Origin of the sequence: Bacillus sp. XF8 (assembly GCF_017498755.1) — a bacterium.
Classification (GTDB): Bacteria; Bacillota; Bacilli; order Bacillales; family Bacillaceae_G; genus Bacillus_A; species Bacillus_A bingmayongensis.
Genome location: NZ_JAGDQK010000015.1, coordinates 104,338 through 130,266 on the forward strand (window position 1 = coordinate 104,338; position 25,929 = coordinate 130,266).

The 25,929-nt window shown below is 35.3% G+C and carries 20 protein-coding genes and 2 pseudogenes; 4 read left to right on the forward strand and 18 right to left on the reverse strand.

Translation table 11 applies throughout. From position 1 onward, the window contains the following. Positions 1-10: 10 nt before the first annotated feature. The 7 genes and pseudogenes from J4P91_RS09820 to J4P91_RS09845 all read right to left on the reverse strand — a co-directional run bounded on the left by J4P91_RS09820 (position 11) and on the right by J4P91_RS09845 (position 5,739). The gene (locus tag J4P91_RS09820) at positions 11-832 is read right to left on the reverse strand and encodes a carbohydrate ABC transporter permease (protein ID WP_207993933.1); all 822 of its coding nucleotides are present in this window, start codon (positions 830-832) and stop codon (positions 11-13) included. Continuing rightward, entirely contained in the window at positions 829-1,761 is a 933-nt protein-coding gene (locus J4P91_RS09825) for a carbohydrate ABC transporter permease (protein WP_207993935.1), read from the reverse strand. The genes J4P91_RS09820 and J4P91_RS09825 overlap by 4 nt, the downstream gene beginning before the upstream one ends. Continuing rightward, positions 1,761-2,858 carry an ABC transporter ATP-binding protein gene (locus J4P91_RS09830; RefSeq protein WP_207993936.1) on the reverse strand — a complete coding sequence of 366 codons (1,098 nt, stop codon included), beginning with the start codon at positions 2,856-2,858 and terminating at the stop codon, positions 1,761-1,763. Before J4P91_RS09830 ends, J4P91_RS09825 begins: the two co-directional genes overlap by 1 nt. Further along, positions 2,858-3,011, reverse strand: a pseudogene (locus J4P91_RS28820) (glycerol-3-phosphate responsive antiterminator); the annotation flags it as partial. The pseudogene J4P91_RS28820 and the gene J4P91_RS09830, both read right to left, overlap by 1 nt. Before the next feature lie 605 nt (positions 3,012-3,616). Further along, on the reverse strand, positions 3,617-4,447 hold the full coding sequence (locus J4P91_RS09835; protein WP_207993937.1) for an ankyrin repeat domain-containing protein: 831 nt from the start codon (positions 4,445-4,447) through the stop codon (positions 3,617-3,619). After that, complete coding sequence (locus J4P91_RS09840; RefSeq protein ID WP_207993938.1) at positions 4,420-5,364, reverse strand: alpha/beta hydrolase family protein; 945 nt, start codon at positions 5,362-5,364, stop codon at positions 4,420-4,422. The genes J4P91_RS09835 and J4P91_RS09840 overlap by 28 nt, the downstream gene beginning before the upstream one ends. Positions 5,365-5,484: 120 nt before the next feature. Next, positions 5,485-5,739 (reverse strand): hypothetical protein, encoded by a 255-nt coding sequence (locus J4P91_RS09845; protein ID WP_017149869.1) that lies wholly within the window; start codon positions 5,737-5,739, stop codon positions 5,485-5,487. A 180-nt stretch (positions 5,740-5,919) separates the two neighbouring features. On the opposite strand from J4P91_RS09845, the gene J4P91_RS09850 reads away from it, so the two are divergent. Both J4P91_RS09850 and J4P91_RS09855 read left to right on the forward strand, forming a co-directional pair. After that, complete coding sequence (locus tag J4P91_RS09850) at positions 5,920-7,302, forward strand: CitMHS family transporter (RefSeq protein ID WP_207993988.1); 1,383 nt, start codon at positions 5,920-5,922, stop codon at positions 7,300-7,302. 70 nt (positions 7,303-7,372) lie between these two features. Next, complete coding sequence (locus J4P91_RS09855; protein WP_207993939.1) at positions 7,373-8,482, forward strand: AbrB family transcriptional regulator; 1,110 nt, start codon at positions 7,373-7,375, stop codon at positions 8,480-8,482. 61 nt (positions 8,483-8,543) lie between these two features. On the opposite strand, the gene J4P91_RS09860 is transcribed toward J4P91_RS09855, so the two are convergent. From J4P91_RS09860 to J4P91_RS09870, 3 genes are all read right to left on the reverse strand, one after another. Beyond that, the gene (locus tag J4P91_RS09860) at positions 8,544-9,236 is read right to left on the reverse strand and encodes a response regulator (protein WP_207993940.1); all 693 of its coding nucleotides are present in this window, start codon (positions 9,234-9,236) and stop codon (positions 8,544-8,546) included. Further along, entirely contained in the window at positions 9,236-10,846 is a 1,611-nt protein-coding gene (locus tag J4P91_RS09865) for an ATP-binding protein (RefSeq protein ID WP_207993942.1), read from the reverse strand. Before J4P91_RS09865 ends, J4P91_RS09860 begins: the two co-directional genes overlap by 1 nt. 107 nt (positions 10,847-10,953) lie before the next feature. After that, a complete protein-coding gene (locus J4P91_RS09870; protein ID WP_207993944.1) occupies positions 10,954-11,643 on the reverse strand; it encodes a DUF4274 domain-containing protein in 690 nt (229 codons plus the stop codon). A gap of 250 nt (positions 11,644-11,893) precedes the next feature. Here J4P91_RS09870 and J4P91_RS09875 point away from each other — a divergent pair, with 250 nt between their 5' ends. Continuing rightward, entirely contained in the window at positions 11,894-12,688 is a 795-nt protein-coding gene (locus tag J4P91_RS09875) for an EcsC family protein (protein ID WP_207993946.1), read from the forward strand. Between the two features lie 37 nt (positions 12,689-12,725). Here the strand turns inward: J4P91_RS09875 and J4P91_RS09880 are convergent, their stop codons facing one another. From J4P91_RS09880 to colA, 3 genes are all read right to left on the reverse strand, one after another. Further along, positions 12,726-14,285: a flotillin lipid rafts scaffold protein FloT gene (locus J4P91_RS09880; protein ID WP_207993947.1), complete on the reverse strand. Its 1,560-nt coding sequence runs from the start codon at positions 14,283-14,285 to the stop codon at positions 12,726-12,728. A 12-nt stretch (positions 14,286-14,297) separates the two neighbouring features. Beyond that, positions 14,298-14,846, reverse strand: a complete 549-nt coding sequence (locus J4P91_RS09885; RefSeq protein ID WP_207993949.1) for an NfeD family protein — start codon at positions 14,844-14,846, stop codon at positions 14,298-14,300. A 248-nt stretch (positions 14,847-15,094) separates the two neighbouring features. Further along, positions 15,095-17,980 (reverse strand): collagenase ColA, encoded by a 2,886-nt coding sequence (gene colA / locus J4P91_RS09890; protein WP_207993950.1) that lies wholly within the window; start codon positions 17,978-17,980, stop codon positions 15,095-15,097. Between the two features lie 223 nt (positions 17,981-18,203). Between colA and opuD the strand changes: the two are divergent. Further along, positions 18,204-18,839 (forward strand): annotated as a pseudogene (gene opuD, locus J4P91_RS09895) (glycine betaine transporter OpuD); the annotation flags it as partial. Positions 18,840-18,985: 146 nt separating this feature from the next. Here opuD and yhbH read toward each other — a convergent pair. The 5 genes from yhbH to queG form a co-directional block, all read right to left on the reverse strand. Next, positions 18,986-20,161 (reverse strand): sporulation protein YhbH, encoded by a 1,176-nt coding sequence (gene yhbH, locus J4P91_RS09900; protein ID WP_207993951.1) that lies wholly within the window; start codon positions 20,159-20,161, stop codon positions 18,986-18,988. 687 nt (positions 20,162-20,848) lie between these two features. After that, positions 20,849-22,744, reverse strand: a complete 1,896-nt coding sequence (locus tag J4P91_RS09905; RefSeq protein WP_017149856.1) for a PrkA family serine protein kinase — start codon at positions 22,742-22,744, stop codon at positions 20,849-20,851. Between the two features lie 401 nt (positions 22,745-23,145). Further along, complete coding sequence (trmL, locus tag J4P91_RS09910) at positions 23,146-23,634, reverse strand: tRNA (uridine(34)/cytosine(34)/5-carboxymethylaminomethyluridine(34)-2'-O)-methyltransferase TrmL (RefSeq protein ID WP_017149855.1); 489 nt, start codon at positions 23,632-23,634, stop codon at positions 23,146-23,148. A gap of 58 nt (positions 23,635-23,692) precedes the next feature. After that, positions 23,693-24,580 (reverse strand): amidase domain-containing protein, encoded by an 888-nt coding sequence (locus tag J4P91_RS09915; protein ID WP_207993952.1) that lies wholly within the window; start codon positions 24,578-24,580, stop codon positions 23,693-23,695. Positions 24,581-24,624: 44 nt separating this feature from the next. Continuing rightward, positions 24,625-25,767, reverse strand: coding sequence for a tRNA epoxyqueuosine(34) reductase QueG (gene queG / locus J4P91_RS09920; protein WP_207993954.1), 1,143 nt, complete (start codon positions 25,765-25,767; stop codon positions 24,625-24,627). Positions 25,768-25,929: the final 162 nt, after the last annotated feature.

The following is a 25,929-nucleotide window of genomic DNA, read 5'->3' on the forward strand; positions in this document are numbered from 1 at the left end:
ATATATATGTTTATTTAATTGCACCTTTTGTTAAACCTTGTTGTAACTGCTTCTGACCTAAAAACAATAAAATTAAAGTTGGAATAACAATAACTGTAACTCCTGCCATCACACTGCCCCAATCTGTCGCAACTTCCTGAGATTGAAGTTGTTTCACCCCAATTTGTACGGTTCTAATTTTCTCATCATTCGTAACCAAGAGCGGCCATAAATACATATTCCATGTTGTTAAAAAGCTATATACACCGAGCGTAATAAAACTTGTTTTACAATACGGAATGACGACGCGGAATAAAAACTTCACATGGCCAATCCCCTCGATAAAGGCAGCTTCTTTTAACTCATTTGGAAGCGTCATAAAATGCTGACGTAATAAGAAGATACCAAAGGCAGTTGCAAAGAACGGAACCGTCATTCCAGTAAACGTATTGATCCATCCAAATTGTTGTACTGTTAAAAAATTTGGTACCATCGTTGCTTCCCATGGGATAAGCATCGTTGAAATAAACAGAAAGAAAATGAAATTTCGTCCTTTAAAGTTTAAAAATACAAATGCGTAAGCGGCTAAACTTGATACAACAAGCTGACCAATCATTACCACTGTTGAAACTATAAAACTATTGTATAAATAAGAAAGCAGCGGTACTTTCTGAAAGATATGTACAAAATTATCAAATGTAAATTGTGTCGGGAACACCCTTCTCATTTGAAGATCTTCTGACGTCATAAACCCTAACAAAAATGCGTATAGAACTGGAAAAAAGACCATCGCTGCGCTAATAATGAGCAGCGTATATAAAAGAATATGTTGTTTCCATCTTTTAGCAATCATTTGTAATGCACCTTTCTCTCTGCAAACTTAAATTGAAGTAATGTGGCAATGAAAATGAAAATAAACAATACCATTGCCTGCGCACTCGCTGTACCAAATTGATGATTCGCAAAAGCTTCTTTATAAATAGAGTACACAATTAAGTTTGTTGCATCGTTCGGTCCACCGTGCGTTAAAATATCGATTTGTCCAAAGCTTTGAAATGCACTAATTAAAGTAACTGTTATAATAAAAAACAATGTAGGAGATAGCATTGGTAATGTAACACGTCGAAGTTTATGTAAATAGCTAGCACCATCAATAGATGCACTCTCGTATAGAGTCGTATCAATATTTTGCAAACCACCTAATATAACTAAAAACGCAAAACCTGTATTTACCCACACCGTTGTAACCGATACAGAAAATAATGCCCAGTTCGGACTTGTTAACCAGGCAATTGCAGGAAGATTCATCGAACCGAGTATATTATTGAATAAACCGACACTCGGATGGAATAAAAATAACCAAATTACTGCGCTCGCTGCTACTGAAATTCCCATTGTTGAAGAGAATAAAACTCGAAACAACCCTATTCCTTTTATTTTTTCGTTTGCAATTAATGCAAGAAACAGCGCAAACAAAATACTAGTTGGAACTGTATATAATACAAAGAGTAAAGTAGATTTTATGCTTTTATAAAAAGTTGGATCAGACAATAAATATTGATAGTTTTCAAATCCTACGAAAAGGTTTGCCTCACCATGAACATCTGTTAAATAAAAACTATAATAGATGGTACGAAATAATGGATAGAACAAAAAAATTGCAAATAGTATGATGGAAGGTGCTAAAAATAACAAGCCTGTTCGCAAATCTTTCGTACGGCTCCATAACGCTTTTTTTCTTGAAACTTCTGTTTGAGCAGGTAAATTTTCTACCTCAATCATTATTTCGCCACCGCCTTCAACTCTTCTTCGGCAATGAATCGAATCCTTTCGTTTGTATCGTTATGAAAGAAACATAGTTTCTGTACTGGAAATTGCAATTTGACTTTATCACCTTTTTTCAAAATAAGTTGTCCAATTACTTTTGCACTCCATGTTTTTTCATTTACTACAAAATTTAAAATTGTTTCATTTCCTAATACTTCTACAGATTGCAGTGTAACTTCTTGGCCATCTTCAGCTAATACGATGTGTTCCGGACGAATTCCTAGGCGCACCTTTTGTTCTGAAAACTGCTGTAATTGTCCCGAAGACAGTGGAATTTGTAATCCATCAACATGTAATCCCCCTATGCCTTTATCTACGATTCCATCACCAATATTCATGGATGGTGAACCAATAAAGCCAGCAACAAATTCATTTGCAGGATAGTTATATATATCAAGCGGTGTGCCTATCTGTTGTATACTCCCTTTGTTTAACACCATAATGCGATCCCCCATTGTCATTGCCTCAATTTGATCATGGGTCACATAAACCATCGTAATACCTAATCGCTGCTGGATTTCTCGAATTTCAATGCGCATTTGTGCACGCAACTTTGCATCCAAGTTAGAAAGCGGTTCATCCATTAAACAAATTGGCGCTTGACTTACGATCGCTCGCGCCAGCGCAACACGTTGCCTTTGCCCACCCGATAATCGACCTGGTTTCGACTTTGTATACTCCGTAAGCCCCACCATTTCTACTGCCTCTACCAATCGTTTTTGTCGTTCTTCTTTTGGAACTTTTCGTATTTTCAATCCAAATAAAATATTTTCTTCTACCGTCAAGTGTGGATATAAAGCATAATTTTGAAATACCATTGATAGATTTCGATTTTTCGGTTCTAAATCATTCGCAACATTTTCGTTAATAAGTAACGCCCCAGAAGTAATTTCTTCTAAACCTGCAATCATTCGCAATAATGTACTTTTCCCACACCCAGAAGGACCAACTAGAACAAAAAATTCACCTTTTTGAATCTGCACTGAAACATTTTCCACTGCTATTTCCTTTGAATTTTTATAAACTTTTGACACATCTCTTAATTCAATCATCAGTTTGCACTCCTTTTTTGCTCTTGTAACCATACTTCACAATAGCTTATTAAAATCTGCTTTAACTGCAATCTCCGCCTCTTCTTTCGTTTGAATGATTCCTCCTACAATAGTAGGAAAAAACAACTTCTCTACTAGTTGCTTAATAAAGGAAAGGTTTCTTAAATATTGATTTCCCTCAGTTTTTTACGGGTTGTCAATACGCATATAGGCAAATTAAAAACACCAACCTACATAGAACAACCTTCTTCTCATTTATCCCCTATAAACTAGAGTAAATGTAAGAATATACATAGATTGTTATATGTAAGCGGGTGTTCTCAAATGTTCTCTACCCTAGTTACGTTGTTACCTTTACTATATTACTTATTTATTAAGTTAGTTTTGATGATTTGTTAACAAGATGTTAATCACATGTTAATATTTTTATTTTTTTTTTTACAATATCCACCACATCAATTATCTCCTTTATTCTTCAACATAGATAAAGTGAAACTTCCATCAGTGGGGTTCTCTTCATCCCCCACTGATGATTAACCCTCACGAATCGGGCTTTTACGGGCAGTTGTTCCCCACCTATCTTCCTCGTTTCTCTCTGAATCTTGAGGTGGGGGTCTTACTGCCCGCAAATAGCGGGATAAATTTAGTGATGTCTTTTCTTACAACGACACAAATTAAATAAAAATAATTTATAAAAATACTAAATTCCACAAAAAAAGAGATAAGATTTCCTCTTATCTCTTCTTCCATAACCTACATTATTCTGTAGGTTGTTCTATTGTTTCATTTGCTCCTGCTAATCTTAATATATTTGCAATTTCTTTAAATCCTCGATTCTCCGCATGCTCTAGCGGAGTAATTCCTTCTCGATCCGGCATATTTACATCTACCCCATGATCAATGAGTAACTGAACAATTTGTTTATGATTTTCACTACCATTTCCAAGAACAATTGCTTCTAGTAATGCCGTCCAACCAAGGTCATTTCTATAATTCACATCGATATCTGTGCGACCTACTAGCTCTTTTACAACTTCCACATGTCCTCTTTCAGCCGCCGGAATGAGCGCTGTTCCACCATGACGATTCGTTTCTCTAATATTCGTGCCTGCATCAATTGTTAATTTTACAATATCAACATACCCCTCTTTGCTCGCATAAAGGAATGGATTTTCTTTATTTTCATCTAGCAATTCAATATCTGCACCTGCATCAATCAATGCTTTTACTGTCTCAACATGATTATGATACGTCGCTGCCATTACAGGTGTTTCACCCTTATCCCCTGATACATTTATGTTAGCTCCATCTTTTATTAATTTCATAGCTGTTTCTGTATCACCAAGTGTTGCAGAAAGTAATAATTGCTTATCCATTAAATTCATACTCTCTTTCTCTTTGTTCTCTTCTTTCTCTTTATGCGTCTTCTCTTGTTTTTTTTCATTTTTCACTTGAACCGGTTTAGATTCAGCCTCTTCTTGCTTTTCACAAGCTACTATCATAATGAAAAGCCCTAATAACATAAATAATAAAAACTTTTGTTTCCTCACAACTACAGCTCCTATGAAAGATAATGTTTTTCTAACCATCCCTTCATCACATGCAACAACTCTTCTTCAATAGATTTATCCATAAGCCCCTTATATTCCTTCATTAATCGAATCATTGTATGCCTATGTTCATAATTTCTTAAAATATGGTTCATGTTCGGAATGATATGCCACTCTGCTTCACCATTAACATATGAAGCAATCAGTTTAGCATGCTCAGGTGGTACTTGTATATCACTGTCTCCCGTAATTGCTAAAACAGGACATGATACTTGTTCTAAATATGTAACTACATTATATTGTAACTGTTCTCGCACCCATTTTGCATTCACTTTCGCACCTTTTATTCGAATAGTAGGATCCTCTGAATTGTTTACTCTATTCATAAATACTTCATTTTGCTTTCTTATACGCTGTGGAAGCTTCAGCATTTTAGATAACCAACCAATGGATCCTGATGCTGTTTCTAACTCGTTAACAACTTTGTCTATTTGTCTTTCTAAGAGCGATTTAGATGGTTCTGCTGCACCAGCAAGTAATACTAATCCCGCAACTGATTCTCTTATGGAGACAGCTGGTGCAAGTAAAGCTCCTTCACTATGCCCAGCAATAATAACACGCTTTGGATCTATTTGCGGATGATCCTTTAAAAATCTAATCCATAAAACAGCATCATCAATAAAGTCTGTCATCCCTGTTTTATAATAATCTCCCTTACTTTTATGAGTACCACGTTTATCATAACGAAGCACTGCAAATCCTAAAGAGGTAAAATAATCAGCTAATTCTTTATATAAGTCTAACTGTAAACAAATTGTATTTCCATCACGATTTCCTTTTCCAGTACCACCAATTAATAAAATAGCTGGATACGATTCAGAATAATATGTAGGGAGTGTTAATGTTCCTTGAAGTGTATACGCGCATTCAATCGTCACAGACAGTTCTTTCCCCATGGTTATTCTCTCCTCACTGTTTTTCAGGAATAATATATCGTTAAAATCGTTCTTCTCTCCTAATATATCCTATGCCTATATTATAAAAAAAGATGTGTAGCAATTTCTACACACCTTCTATCATTCACAACCAGTAATCACTAAATCATCTTCTAATTTAAGTAACAATGTATCCACATTGATTTCCTGACCAACTTCTATATTTACAGATCGTATATGACCACTAATTCCTACTGCTACTTTCTCCAGTGTTCCGTCATTTTTTCGAATCGTCATTAATTTTTCCCATTCATATACATAAGATGATTCATCAACAAAAATCTCTTCTACTCTTCCATTATATGAACTATAAATCTCTTCAATCATCGATTTCATTCAAAATCTACTCCCTACTTCACGCTTCTCTATTTTCTCATCTATTCTATCACTCCTGTAATAAACACATTATATTTTTAAAAATTCAAAATAAAATCCGTGAACAAAATGAACAAAATGATGATTATGCGTTTAATAACGTTATTTCGCTATTTATTTACCATCCATATTCTATCCTTTATGATAAACAAAAAAGTTTTTTCTGAATTTTCAGCATCAATTGAAAGCGCAATCATTTTTATAGGGGGAGATTACATGTTAGCCGTACTCGGGTTTGCGATGGTTTTTGTCTTTATGTTTTTAATTATGACCAAGCGTATGTCAGCATTAGTTGCATTAATATTAATTCCTATTATATTTGCATTAATTGGGGGATTTTATGCAAATGTAGGACCAATGATGCTAGACGGGATTAAGAAATTAGCACCGACTGGTATTATGCTTATGTTTGCCATTTTATATTTCGGAATTATGATTGACAGTGGATTATTTGATCCAATCATTAGTAAAATCTTAAAAATTGTAAACGGTAATCCATTAAAAATTGTTGTTGGTACAGCGATTCTTACTATTATCGTTTCATTGGATGGCGATGGCACAACAACATATATGATTACAGTTTCTGCAATGTATCCACTATATAAACGTCTTGGAATGAATCCACTTATATTAGCTGGAGTTGTTATGCTAGGAGCCGGGATTACAAACCTTACGCCTTGGGGTGGCCCAACAGCTAGGGTTATGAGTGCACTTGGTCTCGATGCTTCACAGCTATTTACACCGCTTATTCCAGCAATGATCGGCGGAGCAATATGGGTTATTTTTGTTGCTTACTTCCTTGGAAAAAAAGAGAGAAAGCGTTTAGGAATTGTTGATATACAATATATACAAAAAGAAAAGGCACTGATGGATGAACAAGCAGCAACTACAGAAGCTTCTAGCTATAAACGTCCCAAACTATTATGGATTAACTTTTTATTAACAGCAGCTCTTCTCGTCTGTCTTATCATGGAGATTATGCCACTTCCTGTCTTATTTACAGTCGCTTTTGCTATTGCAGTTATGATTAATTACCCAAGTCTAGAAGAACAAAAAGAACGTATTGCTTCTCATGCGGGAAACGTATTAGCCGTTGTTTCTTTAGTATTTGCCGCTGGAATTTTCACAGGAATTTTATCAGGGACAAAAATGGTAGATGCGATGGCTCAAAGCCTAGTTGCCCTTATTCCTGATGCGCTCGGACCACAACTTCCTATTATCACAGCTATTATAAGTATGCCTTTTACATTCTTTATGTCCAATGATGCTTTTTATTTTGGTGTATTGCCAATTCTCACAAAAGCAGCTGCAGCTTATGGAATTAGTGCCGCTGAAATGGGGCGTGCCTCTCTACTTGGACAACCTGTTCACTTATTAAGTCCACTCGTTCCATCCACTTATCTATTAGTTGGCATGGCAAAGGTTGATTTTGGTGAACATCAACGCTTTACTTTACTTTGGGCAGTTGGAACAACAATGGTAATGTTAATCGTTGGTATTATTACTGGAGTCATTCCCATATAATTCGTAACGAAACTTCTTTGAAAGGAGTTTCGTTTTTTCAGTCATTACAAATAAGAAAGAAGGCTACAATATGATATTATCCAATCTTCTATTACTGATATTCGCAAGCCTGGGTGGTTATATACTTTCTTTAACTGGTTTATCAATTGGTTGGTTACTTGGTTCCCTAAGTATTACAGGTTTCCTCGCTTACTCTGAACCAGTCTGGATGCAAAGATTAGAGAAACAACCTCAACAGAAAAAAGTTCTTCTTTCATTTCAACATATTGGGCAATGTATTATCGGTATTGAGTTAGGACAAAAATTAACAACTGATATTCTTGTTACGTTTCAACAGCACTGGCTAATCATTATTACTATGATTGTTAGCTCCATTGCTCTTGCTTTATGTTCTGGCCTGATTTTATGGCGTTTTACTAAAGTAGATTTATTTACAAGTCTATTTAGCGCCACTCCTGGTGGATTATCTGTTATGCCCACACTCGCCTCAGAAATAGGTGCTAATACTGCAGCAGTTAGTATTGTTCAAACAATTCGTGTCTTTTTGGTGCTTGGTACAATTCCGCTTCTTTCCGTCAATTGGATCCCTCATAATCCAATTGTACCTCACCTAAAAAATTATTCTACTGGCTCTCCGTTTTGGACAATCTTTTTAATCTTTATCGCTTGGATTGGTTATCGAATCGGAAAACTTTTAAAATTCCCTTCTCCTTGGCTTGTTGGAAGCATGATAAGTGTTGCACTCCTACAGACTCTATCTGCACACTATTTTAGCAATAGTCCAACAGCCTGGTGGCCACACTGGATTATGATTTTAGCTCAAATTTTCATTGCAACTAGTATTGGATGTCGTTTTAAAAGGGAAATGTTTATTGGTGTAAAACAAACGATTACAATAGGATTATTTAGTTCTATTGGTCTAATCGGAGTCTCTATATTGTGTGCATTCTTTGTTTCTTCCATCACAAATATTCCACTAGTTGCTTCTATATTAGCTCTTGCACCTGGCGGAATTGCAGAAATGGCAACAACCGCCATCATTTTACAAACAGATGCTACATTTGTAGTCACAGTTCAAGTAATACGCATGCTTACAATTCTTGGATTTCTACCCATTTTCTTTAAATTCCTTTATAGATATTTGCACCACAAAAAATCTAATGTTCATAAAACAGGATAACAGCCCTATCTAATAAAAAAAGTAGAGACTATACAAACCTCTACTTTTTTCTATCTCATAATTATGAAGAAACTAGAAAATATCTTCGCTCTGGTCGTCCCACATTCCCATATATAAGTTCCGCATAAATCCTCTTTTCAGAAATCAAATATTCTAAATAACGCCTTGCTGTTGATCGACTTATCCCTGCTTCTAAACTCAACATTTCTGCTGTAATTCCTTCATGACCTACTTTAGAAACATATTTTTTTATTTTTGATAATGTTAAAGGGTCAATACCTTTTGGAGCATGTCTGCTTTGATTATTTTCCAATCGTTCCTTAAACCATAAACTTTCAATTTCCTCTGATGATAACTGTCGCCTTTGCTGTAATTGCTGTATTTTCTCTCGGTAGTTTTCTAAACTCTTTTTAAATCGATCAAACATAAGCGGCTTTACAATATAATCCGTTACCCCACCTCGCAATGCATGACGAACAATTTCGACTTCTGATGCCGCTGTAATCATAATGATATCCGTATCATGTAAGTTACGACGAATATATGTCACAAGTTCCGTCCCCTGCATATCAGGTAAATAAACATCTAATAAAACAAGCTGCGGCGAGACAAGATCTAACCACTCTTTCGCTTGTTCTCCTGTTGTTGCAGTTCCAATTACCTTAAATCCCCCTACTTTTTCAGTAAAACGACGATGAATCTCTGCAATGCGAATATCGTCTTCTACAATTAGTACTTCAATCCCCTCGTTCATTACAATTCGCCTCTTTCCTTTGGCAATGCAACTATAAACAATACACCACCTATATCCCCTTTTTCTAGCGCGATACTCCCATTTAAATCTTCAACTAGCTCTTTTACCTTCGCTAACCCATAACCGCGTTTTTCTCCTTCTTTTGTCGAAAATCCTTTGTCAAATATATATGTAATTACCTCATCATCAATCCCACGTCCCGAATCTTCAACTTCAATAACAATCTCCTCTCCAATATCTGTTACAAACATTCTCACTTGTTTTTCATACTCCTGATTATATTCAACTGCTTCAAATGCATTGGTAATTAAATTCCCTAAAATTGAAACAACGTGATTACTATCAATATGAGAACCTAATTTTTTCAAACTACTCTCGCGATCTAAAATAAAATCAATTTTCAATTCTCTAGCTCGATTATAGAATCCAATTAAAATTCCACCTAGCCACGGATTTTGTATACGTTTTAAAATAAACTGAACAAAGTCTTGATATACAGCAGTCTCTTTATGAATAAGCTCTAATGCTTCATCATATGACTCTAATTGAATAAGACCTGAAAGCGTATACAATAAATTGTTATACTCATGTGTCTGTGCCCGAAGTGCCTCTGTATAACGTTTAGCTTGAGATAGTTCTTCTGTTAACTGATCCATCTCTGATTTTAAACGAAAACTAGAAACGACTCCTATTACTACATTGTTCACCTTAATAGGTAATCGATTTACAATAACAGCTCGTCCCTTTATATCTAAATAGCGATCAAATTGTTCTTCTCCAGTTCGAAGCACTTCCAGTATTGAGGAGTTCGGAATAATTTTCAAAATAGAATCCCCAAGGATAGTCTGATGTTTTTTAAGAGAAAGAATTTCATACGCCGCCTGATTGACTAAACGAATGCAACCTTCTTTATCTATCACCATAATTCCTTCTCGTACAGATTGAATGACAGCACTATGTTCCTCATATAGAGAGGAGATTTCTTCTGGTTCAAAGCCAAACATTAATTTTTTTATACTACGTGCTAAATATATAGAACCAAATATCCCAATTACTAATCCAGCGATAGCAATCCAAAACACTCTCTTACCGTATGCTTCTGCCACTTCATGAATATCATCCATAGAAAAGCCAACAGATACAACACCAATAATCCGATCAGTCTGATCACGAATTGGCACTTTTCCGCGTAAGGAAGGACCTAATGTCCCAGTCGCTTTAGAAATATATGATTTTCCATCCGTTAAAACCCCTTCGTTATCCCCACCAACCATTTCTTTTCCAATTTCCTCACGCAAAGGATGTGCATAACGAATTCCATCTTTATTTCCCACTACGATAAAATCAGCATCTGTTTCTACCCGTATTTTCTCAACAATTGGTTGAATAATAGCAGATGGGTTTTCCTTCTGAAATGCTTCTTGAATTTCCGGTATAGCAGCGACTGTTTTTGCAACGTGTAATGCCCTTTTACCAATCTGCTCTTCTATTGTTTTAGATACGATATAATAAAAAAGAAAACTCGTCAAAATAATAACAAAGAAAATGAGTGTACCAATCGTCAATGTAATTCTTGGCTGTAATTTTAATTTTTTAAACTTCAAAATCATTCCCCTAACTTTCATTACACATTACTTTGTGAAGCATAGATGCAAAAAAAATTTCCCCTCATGTAAAATTCATCGCTCATTTATATAAAATACATACTTCCAGCAGCTTATAATATGTTAGGAAATCTATTTAAAAGAAGTTGTACAAAGTCTACATACTCTCTTTCCTCATCACTACTATGCTCCTTATTCATCCAATAATCCCCATCTACTAAGTCGAACATTTCAATCGCAGTTATCTCCTGACAATTATTATGTTGTAGTACTATTTTCATCAGCTGTAAATCATCATTCCAATTAAAATGTAATACAAAAGCATGTAACAATTCGGGCGTATTTAATTGAGTAAAATAATCATTTACTTCAGCGGTCTCTCCATACAGACAACCATCAATGATTTCTTGTTCACTTTCTGTTAATTTCAGCCGAATTGCTCCTTTTGTTTCCAATAATAAATCTGCTATTTCAGGAGTGTGCCTCGCTAAAAACCAAGGAGTTCTTTTTATCCCAGCTGGATGATTAAGTTCTACGCCCTTTTCTAATAAACATTTCACAGCTTGTTTATTCTTAAACTTAATCGCTTTAGTAAGCACTGATTCGTGTAAGCGATCTTTTATGTCTGTCTTCGCCCCACCAGCTAGTAACCTTTCAAATATTTCGATAGGAGTCTTTTTTACAATTGCGTAATGCAACGGTGTTCTTCCAAACTGATCTTGTTCATTTATATTAGCTCCCGGAATGGCCTCTATGAATTGATCAAGATTTTTGTTTTTAATTGCTTCAAACAATATGTTCAATACATTCACCACTTTCGAACTATGATATTTTTACAGAAAACACCAACAATTAAAGTACTACTTCCCTATAAGACAGGCTATCTTAAATAAAGCATTACATTATTGATTTCAATACATTCTCAAAAGGAATTCACCTATTGTCTTTTTTAAATGATGTATCCATTATAACTAAATATACTAAATTTTGTTTATTATTTAAAAACCGTTAAGTAAAATAAACATATATGTCTATACGAAAGTAGGGTAAAAAATGGAGTCAAAGGAGCTTTTATTAAACGAAATTGCAATGATTGAAAAATGGGAGAAGGAACAGGAGGATCTTTGGTTCTTTGAAAAATGGGGGAAAATTCCATTTGTTATTCTTGATAAGCTCACGCCCAAGTTTATTCATAAAAAAATTAATCTTTTACTAGATGAGCTTATTCAATATCTCAATTCTGGAAGTAAATATTTAATTCACCCACAAACAACAATAGAAAAATTTGAAAACGCAGCTTCCTTAACAGATGTTCAAAAATTCCCTTTAAGTGAGATGGATTCAATCGTTGATAAAATCATTGAAAATAGAAAATCCGTCGCAACTGCCCAAGGAGCGACAACTGGATTTGGTGGTATTTTCACCCTAGCAATTGATATTCCAGCTATTTTAAGTATGTCACTAAATGTTTTACAAGAGATTTCCATTTGCTACGGCTATAATCCTGAAGATATGCAAGAGAGGTTATTTATCGTAAAATGTTTACAATTTTCTTCATCTGATATTGTAGGAAAACAAACAATTCTTCAGGAGTTAAAACATTTTGATTCTCGCGCCAATCATGATGACAGTATGTCTCAAATTAAATCATGGCGAGAAGTGTTTACTGTGTATCGTGACAATTATGGTTGGAAAAAACTTTTTCAAATGATCCCTGTTGCTGGAATGATTTTTGGAGCTTATTTAAATCGAAAAACAATTGAAGAAATTGCTGAAGTAGGTAAGATGCTTTATAAGAAAAGAAGAGTGTTAGATAGATTAGAGGAGATGAAATATACTTCTAAATAGTATGTAAAAGGCCCCTACTGTGAGGGGCCTTCTTTCATTAATTTTCACTTTTCCCTTTCTCTTCCACCACCTGCACAACAGGCTTCTCACTCACCGCTTGCTGCACAGCACCTTTCCCAGCAAATCCTTCCAATAACTCTTTCAAATCAATGCCAGAAGAGGCTTTCAATGTTTCTTGCATCGTTGCCATTAGATCAGTCGCATAACCTGCAACTTTTCCAGCGCCGCTGTTTTTTCCACTGCCGCCTGTATCCACAACAGTAATTTTATCAATGTTGCTAAGTGGGCTTGCAAGTTCTTTTGCGTAACTTGGAAGCATTTTAAGAACCATATCCATAATTGCCGCCTGACCATATAATTCGAATGCTTCAGCAATTTTTTGCTTCGCTTCTGCTTCCGCCAAACCTTTTAATCGAATAACATCCGCTTCCGCTGTACCTTGAGCCTTTTCAACTTCCGCTTTTGCCTGACCTTGTGCTTTTTCAATTTCAGCTTTCGCTAAACCCTCAACACGTACTTCTTCCGCACGTGCTCTTGCTTCCGCTTCAATTTTATATTGTTCTGCATCTGCTTTTTTAATTTGTTTTACTTTTTCCGCTTCCGCTGATTGTTCAACTGCATAACGATCTGCATCTGCTTTTTTCTTTACTTCTGCATCGTATTGTTTTTCACGACGTGCAATTTCTTTTTCTTCTAATTCAATTTGCTTTTCACGCTCAATGATTTTTACGCGCATTTGTTCTTCTGTAACACCTTGCTGCGCTTTTGCTTGTTGTAATTCATAAGAAAGGTCAGCATCTGCACGAGCTTGCTCTTGCTCTCTCTTATATGCTTGCACTTTTAATTCTTTATGCTTTTCAGCCTCTGCAATTTGTGCATCACGTTGATATTCAGCTTCTTTTGCCTCTTTTTCCGCACGTGCTTTTTCAATACGTGCTTCTTTTTCACGCTCTGCATTCGCAATTGTTGCATCACGTTTAACCGTTGCGATTTGTGGTTGACCTAAAGCATCTAAATAACCATTTTTGTCCATAATTTCTTTAATCGTAAAGGATACAATACGAAGACCCATTTTCTTTAAATCTGTCGAAGCAACTTCATGTACCTTTTGTGCAAATTGTTCTCTATTACTGTAAGCATCTTCTACAGTCATTGAAGATAAAATAGCGCGTAAATGGCCTTCTAATACTTCCTTCGCTTCTACTTTTAACTCTTCGGTTTCTTTTCCTAAATATTGTTCAGCTGCTGTAGATACTTCTTCAATTGTTGAACCTACTTTAATAATAGAAACACCGTTTACCGTAACTGGCACCCCTTGTTTCGTATACGTATCACGTGTTCCAACTTCTAATTTATAGTTTAATAAACTAAGAGGTTCTGCTCGTTGCATAATCGGTACTACAAAAGTACCGCCGCCACGAATAATTTTAATTTTCTTTCCATCATCTGTTGTAACAACATTCTTTCCGCCGCCAAGCCAGTTCCCGGTAACAATCAATGCTTCATCCGGGCCAACTGTACGGTATTTTGTAATAAACACCAAAATAAGTAAAAGTAAAATTGCGAGTAATACACCACCGATAATTAACGGAATCATTTAAATTCCTCCTTATAATTTTGGTTTTTTTAAAGAATAAGCGATGTTTTGTACAAGCAAAACACCATCTTGAACTCCCTCAATAATGACTTGTGTTCCCTGTAAAATATCTTTTTTCCCAATTGCCTTAGCTGGTATCGCATTGCTTCCAAATTTCGAAGAAACTAATACCTCTCCAAAGCCCTCTTTCGGGATGGTAATAATCACTTCTCCCCTACAGCCAACAAATTCATCCATACGTTGCACTGTATTTTGTTCCGACTCTGCAATTGGTTTTAAAATTAATATCTTCATTAGAAAAACCACAATAAAAGATATGCCGAAAGAAAGACTAAAAATAACAATACTATTTAAAGAAAATAAATACTCTCCTATATAACTAAAACCACAAAGCATTGCAAAGAAACTGAGCAGTAACGTTACAATGGATGTAGATCCACCTCCGAAGCTAAATATGGATTCAAATATATCTCCAAAAAAGATATAAATAACAGTCAGTACGGTAGCAATAATAAATCCATATAAATAAATTGTCTCAAGTGGATAACCCAACAATGTCATGCCTTATCCCCCTTTCATCATTGCCTCTCTCTTTGTTATATGTATGCATCACCTCTTTTAAGAATTATATTTCGTAATTTTCAGTTATTTATTCTTTAAAGAAATACCTGTACGGACAGGCTACTTAAAAAAGAACAGGAGGAGCCTATAGTGACAGGCTCCTCCTAGAAAATAACCGATATATTGTATATCTATATAATAGATTATTTTACATAAAAAGTAAAGTTTTATATACATTGGAAACAACTTTATTTTACTAATAATGAATATGCCCCATTTTCATTATTAAATTTATATACATATAAATAATACTTTCCTGGTTTTGCTTGGTATTTCCCTTTAATGACGCTTCCGTCAGCTTGACCGTAAGCAACATAATTTTGCATATCTGATTCATGATGCAGCACCCATGTCATCCCAATTTGCTGTTTGTTTATAACAGAAATATCTACCTCTTTTGGAGATTTAACCTCGAACATGTAAACATCCGTTTGATTAGGAGTATTCAGATTTCCATTTACAAGCGTATTAAAAGGAATTACCTTTGCCTCTTCAGAGCCTGCACCTGTTTGCATATCCTGTTTTACGGTGACCATCGTTTGTCCTTTACTTTCTTTTCCTCTATTATCTTTCACTGTTAGCTCCGCTGTATACGTTCCCTCTTTCCCATATACATGAATAGGATTTGCTTCTGTACTTGTTGTACCATCCCCAAAATTCCAAAGATAAGAAATAATTTTTGCACCTACACTTTCTGTACCATCGCTATGAAACTGAATTTTTTCATTTACTTTCCCATTGTAAGGTCCATTCATATTTACTTTAGTAGTTTGGTTTTCTTCTTCATCCGTTGCAACACCGTGGAGAACAATATCATATTCAAACTGATTGGCTGCATTCACACGATAGTTAACAAAATATGCTGTAACTGTTTTATAACCACTCCATCCTTTTTGCGATAGCTGTTCCAATACTTGATTCATTTGCTTGCTCATCGTTTTCCAATCTTCGGATTCACCTTTTGATGCACCACCTATGTATGTGCCTTCTACTGTAAATGTGTTAAAGAATTGAGACTTATGTTTTGTAATATTTACATTTTTCAAATTCGCAACATCTGCAATTTCTGTCTTCACTTCAGCTAACGGCTTTGGTGCGTGTTTTACTAAATAATCATCCGATACTTGTGGTACATCATATTTGTCTTGATTATCAATCAATTGCTGCATATATGTTTGATATTCTTTATTTAATTGTGTGTCCTTACTCAAAGCTTCACGATATGTATCATAATTTTTCACATCATTCGCACGTATTAAATCTTGAACCTTATCAAATGTTTCAAATCGATAATTATATAAATAAGACTGCAGTGCAAAGGAATAGTTATAAAAATCCCATGAGCCATACTTTGCAAACAATGTTTGCTCTGCTGTATAACGACTCGCCGGATCAGATGATAAACCACTGATGATACTCTTACGTGGAACAACATTATTTGTACGTGTAGATCCCGCAAAAAATTCCGCATTACCTTCTTGGAACCAAGTTAATCTTTCATTTTGATACATATCTCCTCTTCCAAATAAACCAGGAACCTCGTATCTTCCTTGTAAATAATGTGTAAATTCATGACGGAACAACTCTTCTAAACTATAAATGCTTTGTTCCGGGGTGCGCTCATATGTAAAGAAAGTTCCCTTCTCTTCGATATATATTCCACCATTGTTTGTTTCATATCCATATAACTGTCTATTTAACTGATATTCATCCGGATTATTATAAATTACTACTGTCAATACATCATCAGCGTTCCCTGATTCTAACGCTTTATCATTTCCAATTACACGATGATATTGCGCTTTTACTTCCTTGGCAGCCCAATATAATCTCTTAATCTTCTCCTCTGTTACTTTGTCTCCTGTTTTAAATACGATAGACCCATCATCAAATTTGTATGTTTTCGGTAAATACTGCTGTTTGCCTTCTTCACGTATTTTCTCTAAATCTACTGTATTCCCACTAGAGTCTTTTCCACCATAATTTGTTGTAATTTGCTCTACCGCTGTAAAATAAGCTTCACTTAGGCGAGGATACATCCCCATTGCTTGTGTAATGACTTCTAATCCTTTTTTTGGATTGCTATGAAATTTCCCTAAACGTCCTACATAATAAATACCATTATTAATTAGCCAACTATTTTCAGTTGTCACATTCCGTATGAGAGCGATTCTACTAACCTCATTTATAAAGTTATCAATCTTTCCATACCACATTGTTGCATTAGGCTCTTTACGCGTATCATACAAGTAAGACTGTATGTCATAATCAATTCCTTGTATGATATCATATATGGCTTGTCCTTTCGTACGATCACCTACATACGTAGATAGGTGATCATTATACTGTTTTAAAATATTTGTCGCATACTGCACTGTTTCAGCATCACTAGAAGCATTGCTAATTAATTTCCCATACGCAGCTACCACTTTATCTTGCTCAGCTGTACCTAATTTAAAGTTTGGGTTTTTCGCAATTGCTTTTAATGCTGGTAAGCATTTATCATGGAAACTTCTCTCATCTAAGTAACTTAATTCATTATTATAAAATCCCAAATAAAAAGCAGAACGTAATACCTCAACAAATGTGTCAATTCCCTTTGCATCCTCTTTCGTAAAAGCACTTCCTCGTCGTCCTAACTCATCAATGATAACTTTCATGCGCTCTTTATTTTGATAAAAAGCTTTTGTATCTTGATTGAATTGGAATAAATCTGTAATTTGATTCCAACGAATATTTGCTAGCGTATCAATTAATTCACTATCGCTCATTCTATTAAGCTCTGCCATAGAATAACTTTGCTGGAATTGTCTAACTTCAGCCCGCTCCGCAATCGGCGCTGGTCGCTGTGAAAAATCTCCTACTTTTAAACGCTTTTCAAATGATAATGTTTCATCCGCCTTTGTAGAATGTACAATTTCATCTTTTAAAGTTTCTATACCGACAGGTTTCATTTGTAATACATTGTAAGGTGTTTTTTCTTCTGCTGATACTTCAGCTTGCCATCCACTTAATGATAATGCCATTGTACTAATCCCTAGCATTATTTGATTAAACTTTATGTTCTTTTTCATAATAAGTCCTCCCTAGTTGTATATCCGCAACATGAAAATAACATATTATCTTAATAAAATAATACAAAATGCAATATTTCATATTATTTCTGTATACATTTCGAACGTTTTATGAATAATCATACTAACGTACCCCTTCTATAAAAAGTAATTTTTTGCATTTAAACCAATAATTGTTATGCTTAATATAACTGTTAACCTAATTAATTAAAGGTGGAATTCTATGATAAAAAAAGAAAACAGTGTATTTTATATCTCCATCTTGCTTACAACCTTATTTATTATATGAGGTGTGCCTCCAGCGAATTGGATACAAGGCTATGATTTACAAAGTGTTACCTCTTCTTTAAATTCATTTATCCTCAATAAGTTTGGGTAGATTTACTCTCTACTTATGACCACAATGATTGTTTTAGCTGCTTATTTAGCATTTTCAAAGTATAGATCAATTCGACTTGGTAAAGATGATGAGAAACTAAAATATAGCTACCTTTCTTGGCTCGCCATGTTGTTTGGAACAGGAATGGGAATTGGTCTTCTCTTTTAGGGGATTGCTGAACCAATTTCATATTTCGGGGCACCGCTTACCGGTGAACCTGGAACTGAACAAAGCGCAAAACTCGCTATGCAATATTCATTTTTTCACTGGGGTCTCTTCTCTTGGTCACTTTATGTGATGGTTGCTTTAACAATTGCATACTTTACGTTCAGAAAACGACAAGGTAGTACAATCGGTGCTATAGTTACTCCATTATTTAATCGATCGAAAAATTCTCTTATTGGAAAAACAGTAGATATTTTAGCTATGTTGGCAACCGTCTTCGGAATTGTGCCATCCGTAGGAATCGATGCACAACAAGATACATATTTAAAAGAAGAATTTGGTTCACAAGTAAAACCTGAATTCGTTATTACATAAGGTGGAAAAGTAAACTAACAAAGGCAAGCTCATGAAATATGAATTTCATGAGCTTGCCTTTGTTACTATCAATATAAAAAAAGGGGTTACGCCATTTTCTCACCTGATTCTTCTCTAAAAAAGCTCTTCATTGCGTGGAATACATCAACTTTCTGTTTTAAAATATAGTACCTGAAGTTCTCATCTTTAATATTTTTATAGGCTGACATAAGCGTACTGTGGCGATTATACTGATTTACTTCCCCATACCCAAACATATTACATAGCTTCATCAATTCTTGAACAAGCTTCACACACCGAGCGTTATCTGATGTTAAGTTATCCCCATCTGAAAAATGAAATGGATAAATATTATAGCGTTCTGGTGAATACTTTCCATCTATAAGCTCAAGTGCTTTTCTATAAACAGAAGAACATATTGTTCCGCCACTTTCTCCTTTTGAGAAAAATTCTTCTTCTGTCACGACCTTCGCTTCTGTATGATGAGCAATAAATTCTATATCTACCGTTTCATACTTTGTACGTAAGAATCTTGTCATCCAAAAGAAGAAGCTACGCGCCATATACTTCTCCCAAAGCCCCATAGATCCGCTCGTATCCATCATTGCTAATACAACCGCTTTTGAATCTGGCTTCAACACTTCATTCCATGTTCGGAATTTCAAATCTTCTTGACGAATCGGATGAAAAGCTGGTTTTCCACTCATGGCATTTCGTTTATAAGCTGATATCATCGTCCGTTTTTTATCAATATTTCCCCATAATCCTGTTTTTCTAATGTCGTTAAATTCAATATGTTCAATACGATTTTCGTCCATTTCTTTCCGCTTTAAGTTAGGTAGCTCTAGCTCTTTAAAAAACGCTTGCTCTAATTCTAAAATAGATACTTCTGCTTCATAATAATCTTCCCCAGCTGCATCTCCTGCACCTTTCCCTTTTCCTGGTCCTTTTTGTTTTTGACCACTTGATCCATCTCTTGCAACCACATCGCCAACTTTACTACCACCAGTTCCTTGCCCAACATGTTTATTCTTATCATAGTTATATCTAATTTTATATTCGTCTAAAGAACGAATTGGTATTTTTACAACGTCCCTACCATTAGACATAACGATACTTTCCTCTGTCACAAGGTCTGGTAAGTTATTCTTAATTGCCTCTTGCACCTTTTCCTGATGGCGTTGTTGATCGTCATGTCCTTTGCGATGGAGGGACCAGTTTTCCTGTGAAATTGTATAATTAGGTTGATTTTCTTCGCCCATCCTTTTCCCTCCTTACTTTAATTTCCCTTATTTTCTCTAATAAACAGTAATATAAGAATTTAAGGTTATGATGTAGCCATAAAAGTAGTTAAAAAGTATCTGTTCATTAGAACTTACTTTTTCCATAACCAAAAGGCATCCATAGCTTTTTTACGTATTGCTCCGAACATCCTTAACAAAAACTTTGATATCCATTTTAAATTAAAATTTCTTTAGCTGATAAGAAAGAAACACAATTCATTGTTGCACACTTTTTCACTCTGCAACATATTGTATTGTGTTGGCTTTTTTCTGTATGAATGGTTGGTTACTCTATCATATGCGTATTGTAAAAATAATTGACAATAAATTCATGAAATTGCACCTTAATTTATTATGTTTGGACAAGTCCATATATGAAATGAAACATTTACTATATAAATACAGATTGAAAAAACGACATAAACCCTAACTTTCAGCTGAGAGAGAGCATCCGACCGAGTGTAGTAGCGATCAGTGCCATTTTTTGCTCCATGCCAGGTTAAAACAAAGAGAGAAAACAAGTGGATATCTCCTTTTGTTTTCATAGCCGTGACTTATATGCCGGAAAATCAAAATAGATATATATGGTAAAGTTCCATTACTTCAATTGGATAGATATAAAAACGCTGCCTCTGGTTTCATAAGAGACAGCGTTTTATTATCAAACTATCGATTCAGCAAGCTACCCACATAGCGCAACAATTCATTTGCCGATGAAGAATTGTAGCCATGTTCATCGATTAAGCGTGCAACAACATCATTAATTTTCTTCAACTGATTTTCATCTGGTGTTTTCGTAGATGTTGTAATTTTTACAACATCTTTCAAATCAGCAAATAATTTTTTCTGGATTGCTTCGCGAAGGCGCTCATGTGAATTGTAATCAAAACGTTTTCCTTTACGAGCATAAGCAGAAATACGTATTAAAATTTCTTCTCGGAATGCTTTCTTCGCATTTTCTGAAATGCCAATTTGTTCTTCAATGGAACGCATTAGCTTTTCATCTGGACTCATTTCTTCACCTGTTAATGGATCACGTAATTTTGATTTATTGCAATATGCCTCAACGTTATCTAAGTAATTATCCATAAGCGTCTTAGCTGATTCTTCATACGAATACACGAACGCTTTTTGTACTTCTTTCTTGGCAATTTCATCGTACTCTTTCCGTGCTAATGAAATGAAATTCATATAGCGCTCCCGGTCCTCATTACTAATGGATGGATGTTGATCTAACCCATCTTTTAACGAACGTAACACATCAAGCGCATTAATCGATGGTACTTCTTTTCTAATAATAGTAGAAGAAATGCGGTTAATAACATAACGTGGATCAATTCCACTCATACCTTCATCTTGATATTCACGCTGTAATTCTTCTACATCAATTGAATTATAACCTTCGACCATTTCTCCATCATATAAACGCATCTTTTTAATTAAATCAATATCTGGGCGCTTTGGATCTTTCAAGCGTGTTAAAATCGTAAACATTGCTGCGACGCGAAGTGTGTGCGGCGCAATGTGTACATTTGAAACATCGCTTTCACGAATCATCTTTTCATAAATATGTTCTTCTTCACTAACTCGTAAATTATATGGAACCGGCATCACAATAATCCTTGAATGTAACGCTTCATTTTTCTTGTTGGAGATAAAGGAGCGATACTCTGTTTCATTCGTATGGGCTACAATTAATTCATCTGCTGAAATAAGTGCAAATCTCCCAGCTTTGAAATTCCCCTCTTGTGTAAGAGATAATAGATGCCATAAAAATTTCTCATCACATTTTAACATCTCTTGAAACTCCATCATGCCACGGTTTGCTTTATTTAACTCTCCATCAAAACGATATGCACGTGGATCGGACTCTGAACCATATTCTGCAATTGTAGAAAAATCAATACTTCCTGTTAAATCCGCAATATCCTGTGATTTTGGATCAGAAGGACTAAATGTACCAATTCCTGTTCGGCGATCTTCCGAGAAGAAAATCCGTTCTACAATTACATCTTCAATTCTTCCCCCGTATTCTTTTTCTAAACGCATCACATTTAATGGTGACAAGTTCCCTTCAATTCTTACACCATATTCATCGTAAAAGTCATCACGTAAATGATGTGGTATGAGATGAAGAGGATCTTCATGCATCGGGCAACCTTTTATCGCAAAAATAGCTCCGCGATCTGTACGCGAGTATGTTTCTAATCCTCGTTTTAACATAGTGACTAATGTTGATTTCCCACCACTAACTGGCCCCATTAATAGTAAAATCCGTTTTCTAACATCTAAACGTTTCGCAGACGGATGAAAATATTCTTCCACAAGACGCTCTAACGCATCTTCTAATCCAAATAGCTGATTACTAAAAAAGTTATATTTTTTTCTGCCTTCTACTTCTTCAATACCAGCATCTTTAATCATATTGTAAATGCGAGAGTGTGCTGTTTGAGCCACCCATGGTCTTTCTTTAACAAGCTCCAAATATTCCGCAAACGTACCTTCCCATTGTAAACGTTCTTCTGCCTCTCGATGCTGTTCAATTTTCTTTAGAATATCCATTATAGCTCCTCCCCCATCTCCTTGTTCAATCGGATTATTATAAAAGGTATGCGAGGATGTCCTTAAACATTCTTTAAATCAAAATGAAATCTCCTACAAACATTATAAATTTCATCCCAAAGTTAAAAGAAAATTCGGTATAATGAATTTATCGGGAAATTCCTTCTCATTCTTACAGATATATCTTCTTTACTTCCACAGAATCTACATAAACTTAAGATCCAAATTCTCTTAAATAAAATATGAAAAAGGAGGATTCACATGAAATTATTATTAATTTTAGGTGTCTCACTTACGTTTCTTACTGCAATTTTCACTTCAGGTTATAACGATAAACCAGGTACAAATAAAAAGTGATGGGCCTAGGCCCATCACTTTTTGTTCTCTATTACATACAACTTTTAATATACAATTTCTAAATCTAAACCTGGATAATTTTGTTGACGGAATGCTTCATAAATTAAAATCGCTGCTGTATTAGATAAATTTAACGAACGCACTTTGTCAGTCATTGGAATACGTAAACAATGATCGAAGTTTTCTTCGATTACGTTTGCTGGTAATCCGTTTGTTTCTCTACCAAATACAAAGTAATAATTTTTCTCTGGCTTACTATAATCAAACGCTGTATGTGCTTTTTCACCATACTTTGTTAAATAGAAAAATTCACCGTCACTATTTTTTTCATAAAACTCTTCAATCGAATCATAATACGTAATTTTTACGTGCTGCCAATAATCTAGGCCGGCACGTTTTAACATTTTATCATCCGTTGAAAATCCAAGCGGTCGAATTAAATGTAATTCTGTCCCAGTAGCTGCACAAGTACGTGCAATATTTCCTGTATTTGCTGGAATTTCTGGTTGATATAAAACAACATGTACTCCCACGCGATATTCACCTCAATCTTTTGTCTACTACGTATTATACCACTTGAGTGAAAAATCTCTACCCATTAATAATATGAAAAAATTTATATTTCATTTGTGGCGTATATTTACTGGAATCTTCATAATTCCAATACCGCCTGCGGCTATTAGCAGAATGTGCATTTACAAGCGGCATACCGTCTGCATCTTTAGCTACAACTATTGTTGTATGATTCCATCTACCATCATCTTCAAAATCATAAACAATTACATCACCGAGTAGAAGGTCTTCCGGACTTTCTACCGCTTTAGCACGTAGTCCTGTTGTAGCCCCTGATAAATACCAATAAAATGAATGAGCAACTGCCCAGCTCCAGCTCCACTGATTCTCCCTTTGCCACCATCCTTTACGAATGTTAGGATACCCAGTCATTGGCGTTTCACCAGCATGCAGACACTGCGAAATAAAATTCGTACAATTATCAGGAAAATTACGATACGCTGGATTCCGATCATCCCACCAAAGCTCCGCGTATTTGACAGCTTCTAAGCGATTATATTGATACGAACCATACTTTCCTTTCGTTATCTCACGCTCTAACGTTTCACCTTGGACTCTTTCTACTTGTGTTTCAATATCTTTATCTTCTACAATACGCCCATCTTTTAAATAAACACGTCGTTCTAATTGTTCTTCTTCCATGTAAAATAATTCATGGTGATGAACTAAATATTTCAAATGAACTTGATAATCTACTTCTTGATATTGCCTACTATTCCATTGTCTTATAAAAGATACGTCTGCTGTTGCCTTCACAATTTCAGCATTACGGTTTTGAAACAAGTTTCTTTTTCGCTGTAGTACTTGTAATAAATCCATAGGAATCTCATCGACACTTACACGTTTATTTGTAATATAAGCTAACAATTGTTGTATCTGCTTTTCAAGCTTTTGTTTTACCAACATTTCCTCTCCCTCCCATATTACGATATGAAAAAAGGAGACATTATCTACTGTTTTTTCTCAGCTAACATTTCAAGACCTCGATTCATTTCATGGAGAACTTCCTCATCCTTCTCACGTTCCATCGCCTTTTCAATTGCTTCCCCTACACCTTCACCACCGATTTTTCCTAGAGCCCATGCTGCTGTACCACGAATTACAGGTCTTGGATCATCTTTCATAACACCAATTAAATCAGGAATTGCTGTGGCTTCTTTAAAATGAGCAAGGGCCAAAATTGCATTTCGTTGCAATGGTTTTTTCCCGCGCCATGATCCAGACATAATTCCATATTTTTCTTTGAAATCTCGATTACTTATCGTTAATAATGGAGTTAATAATGGTTTAACAAGCTCTGGATCCGGCTCCATTTCTGGATGATTATGAAAATCCTTCCCTCTGTTCTTTGGACAAACTGTTTGGCACGTATCACAGCCGTAAATACGATTTCCAATTTTATCTCGATATTCTTCTGGGAGAAACCCTTTTGTTTGCGTTAAAAAAGCAATACATTTTTTTGAATCTAATTGTCCACCTTGTACTAGTGCACCAGTTGGGCAAATATCAATACACTTTGTACAGCTTCCGCACTGATCTTCTATTGGTTGATCCGGCGGAAATGGTACATTCGTAATCATTTCACCTAAATACACATAAGAGCCAAATTCTGGCGTAATAATGGAACAGTTTTTACCGCTCCATCCAATACCAGCACGCTCCGAAACAGCACGATCACTCAGCTCTCCCGTATCCACCATTGATTTCACTTCTATATCAGGAAGCTTCTCAATTAAATACGCCTCTAATTTTTGCAGGCGATCCCGTAAAACAAGATGATAATCTTGCCCCCAAGAAGCACGACAGAAAATGCCACGTCTTTCTCCTCGTTTACTTAACGGTGCATTTTTCAACTTTGATGGGTACGCTAAGGCAATTGCAATAATTGATTTTGCTCCCGGCAATAGTAACTGCGGATTTGTTCTTTTTTCAATATCCGGCTCTTCAAAGCCAGACTGATAATTTAACTGTTGCTGCTGAATTAAACGCTGTTTTAATTCTTCAAATGGCGAGGCACTCGCAAAACCTATTTTATCTATTCCAATTGTTTTACTATACGCTATTACATCTTGTTTTAATTGCTCAAAATCCATGCTTTGCCTCCTTCTACGATGAATACATATCCTCATCAAACAAGTAATCACCTAATGATGGTTAGCAATTCACTTCGTAATCATAATCCTTAATTCTATTTTCGTATAAAATCTTCATTTCCAAACATTAAAAAACGCAATGCCTCGTTTATCATAGAAACG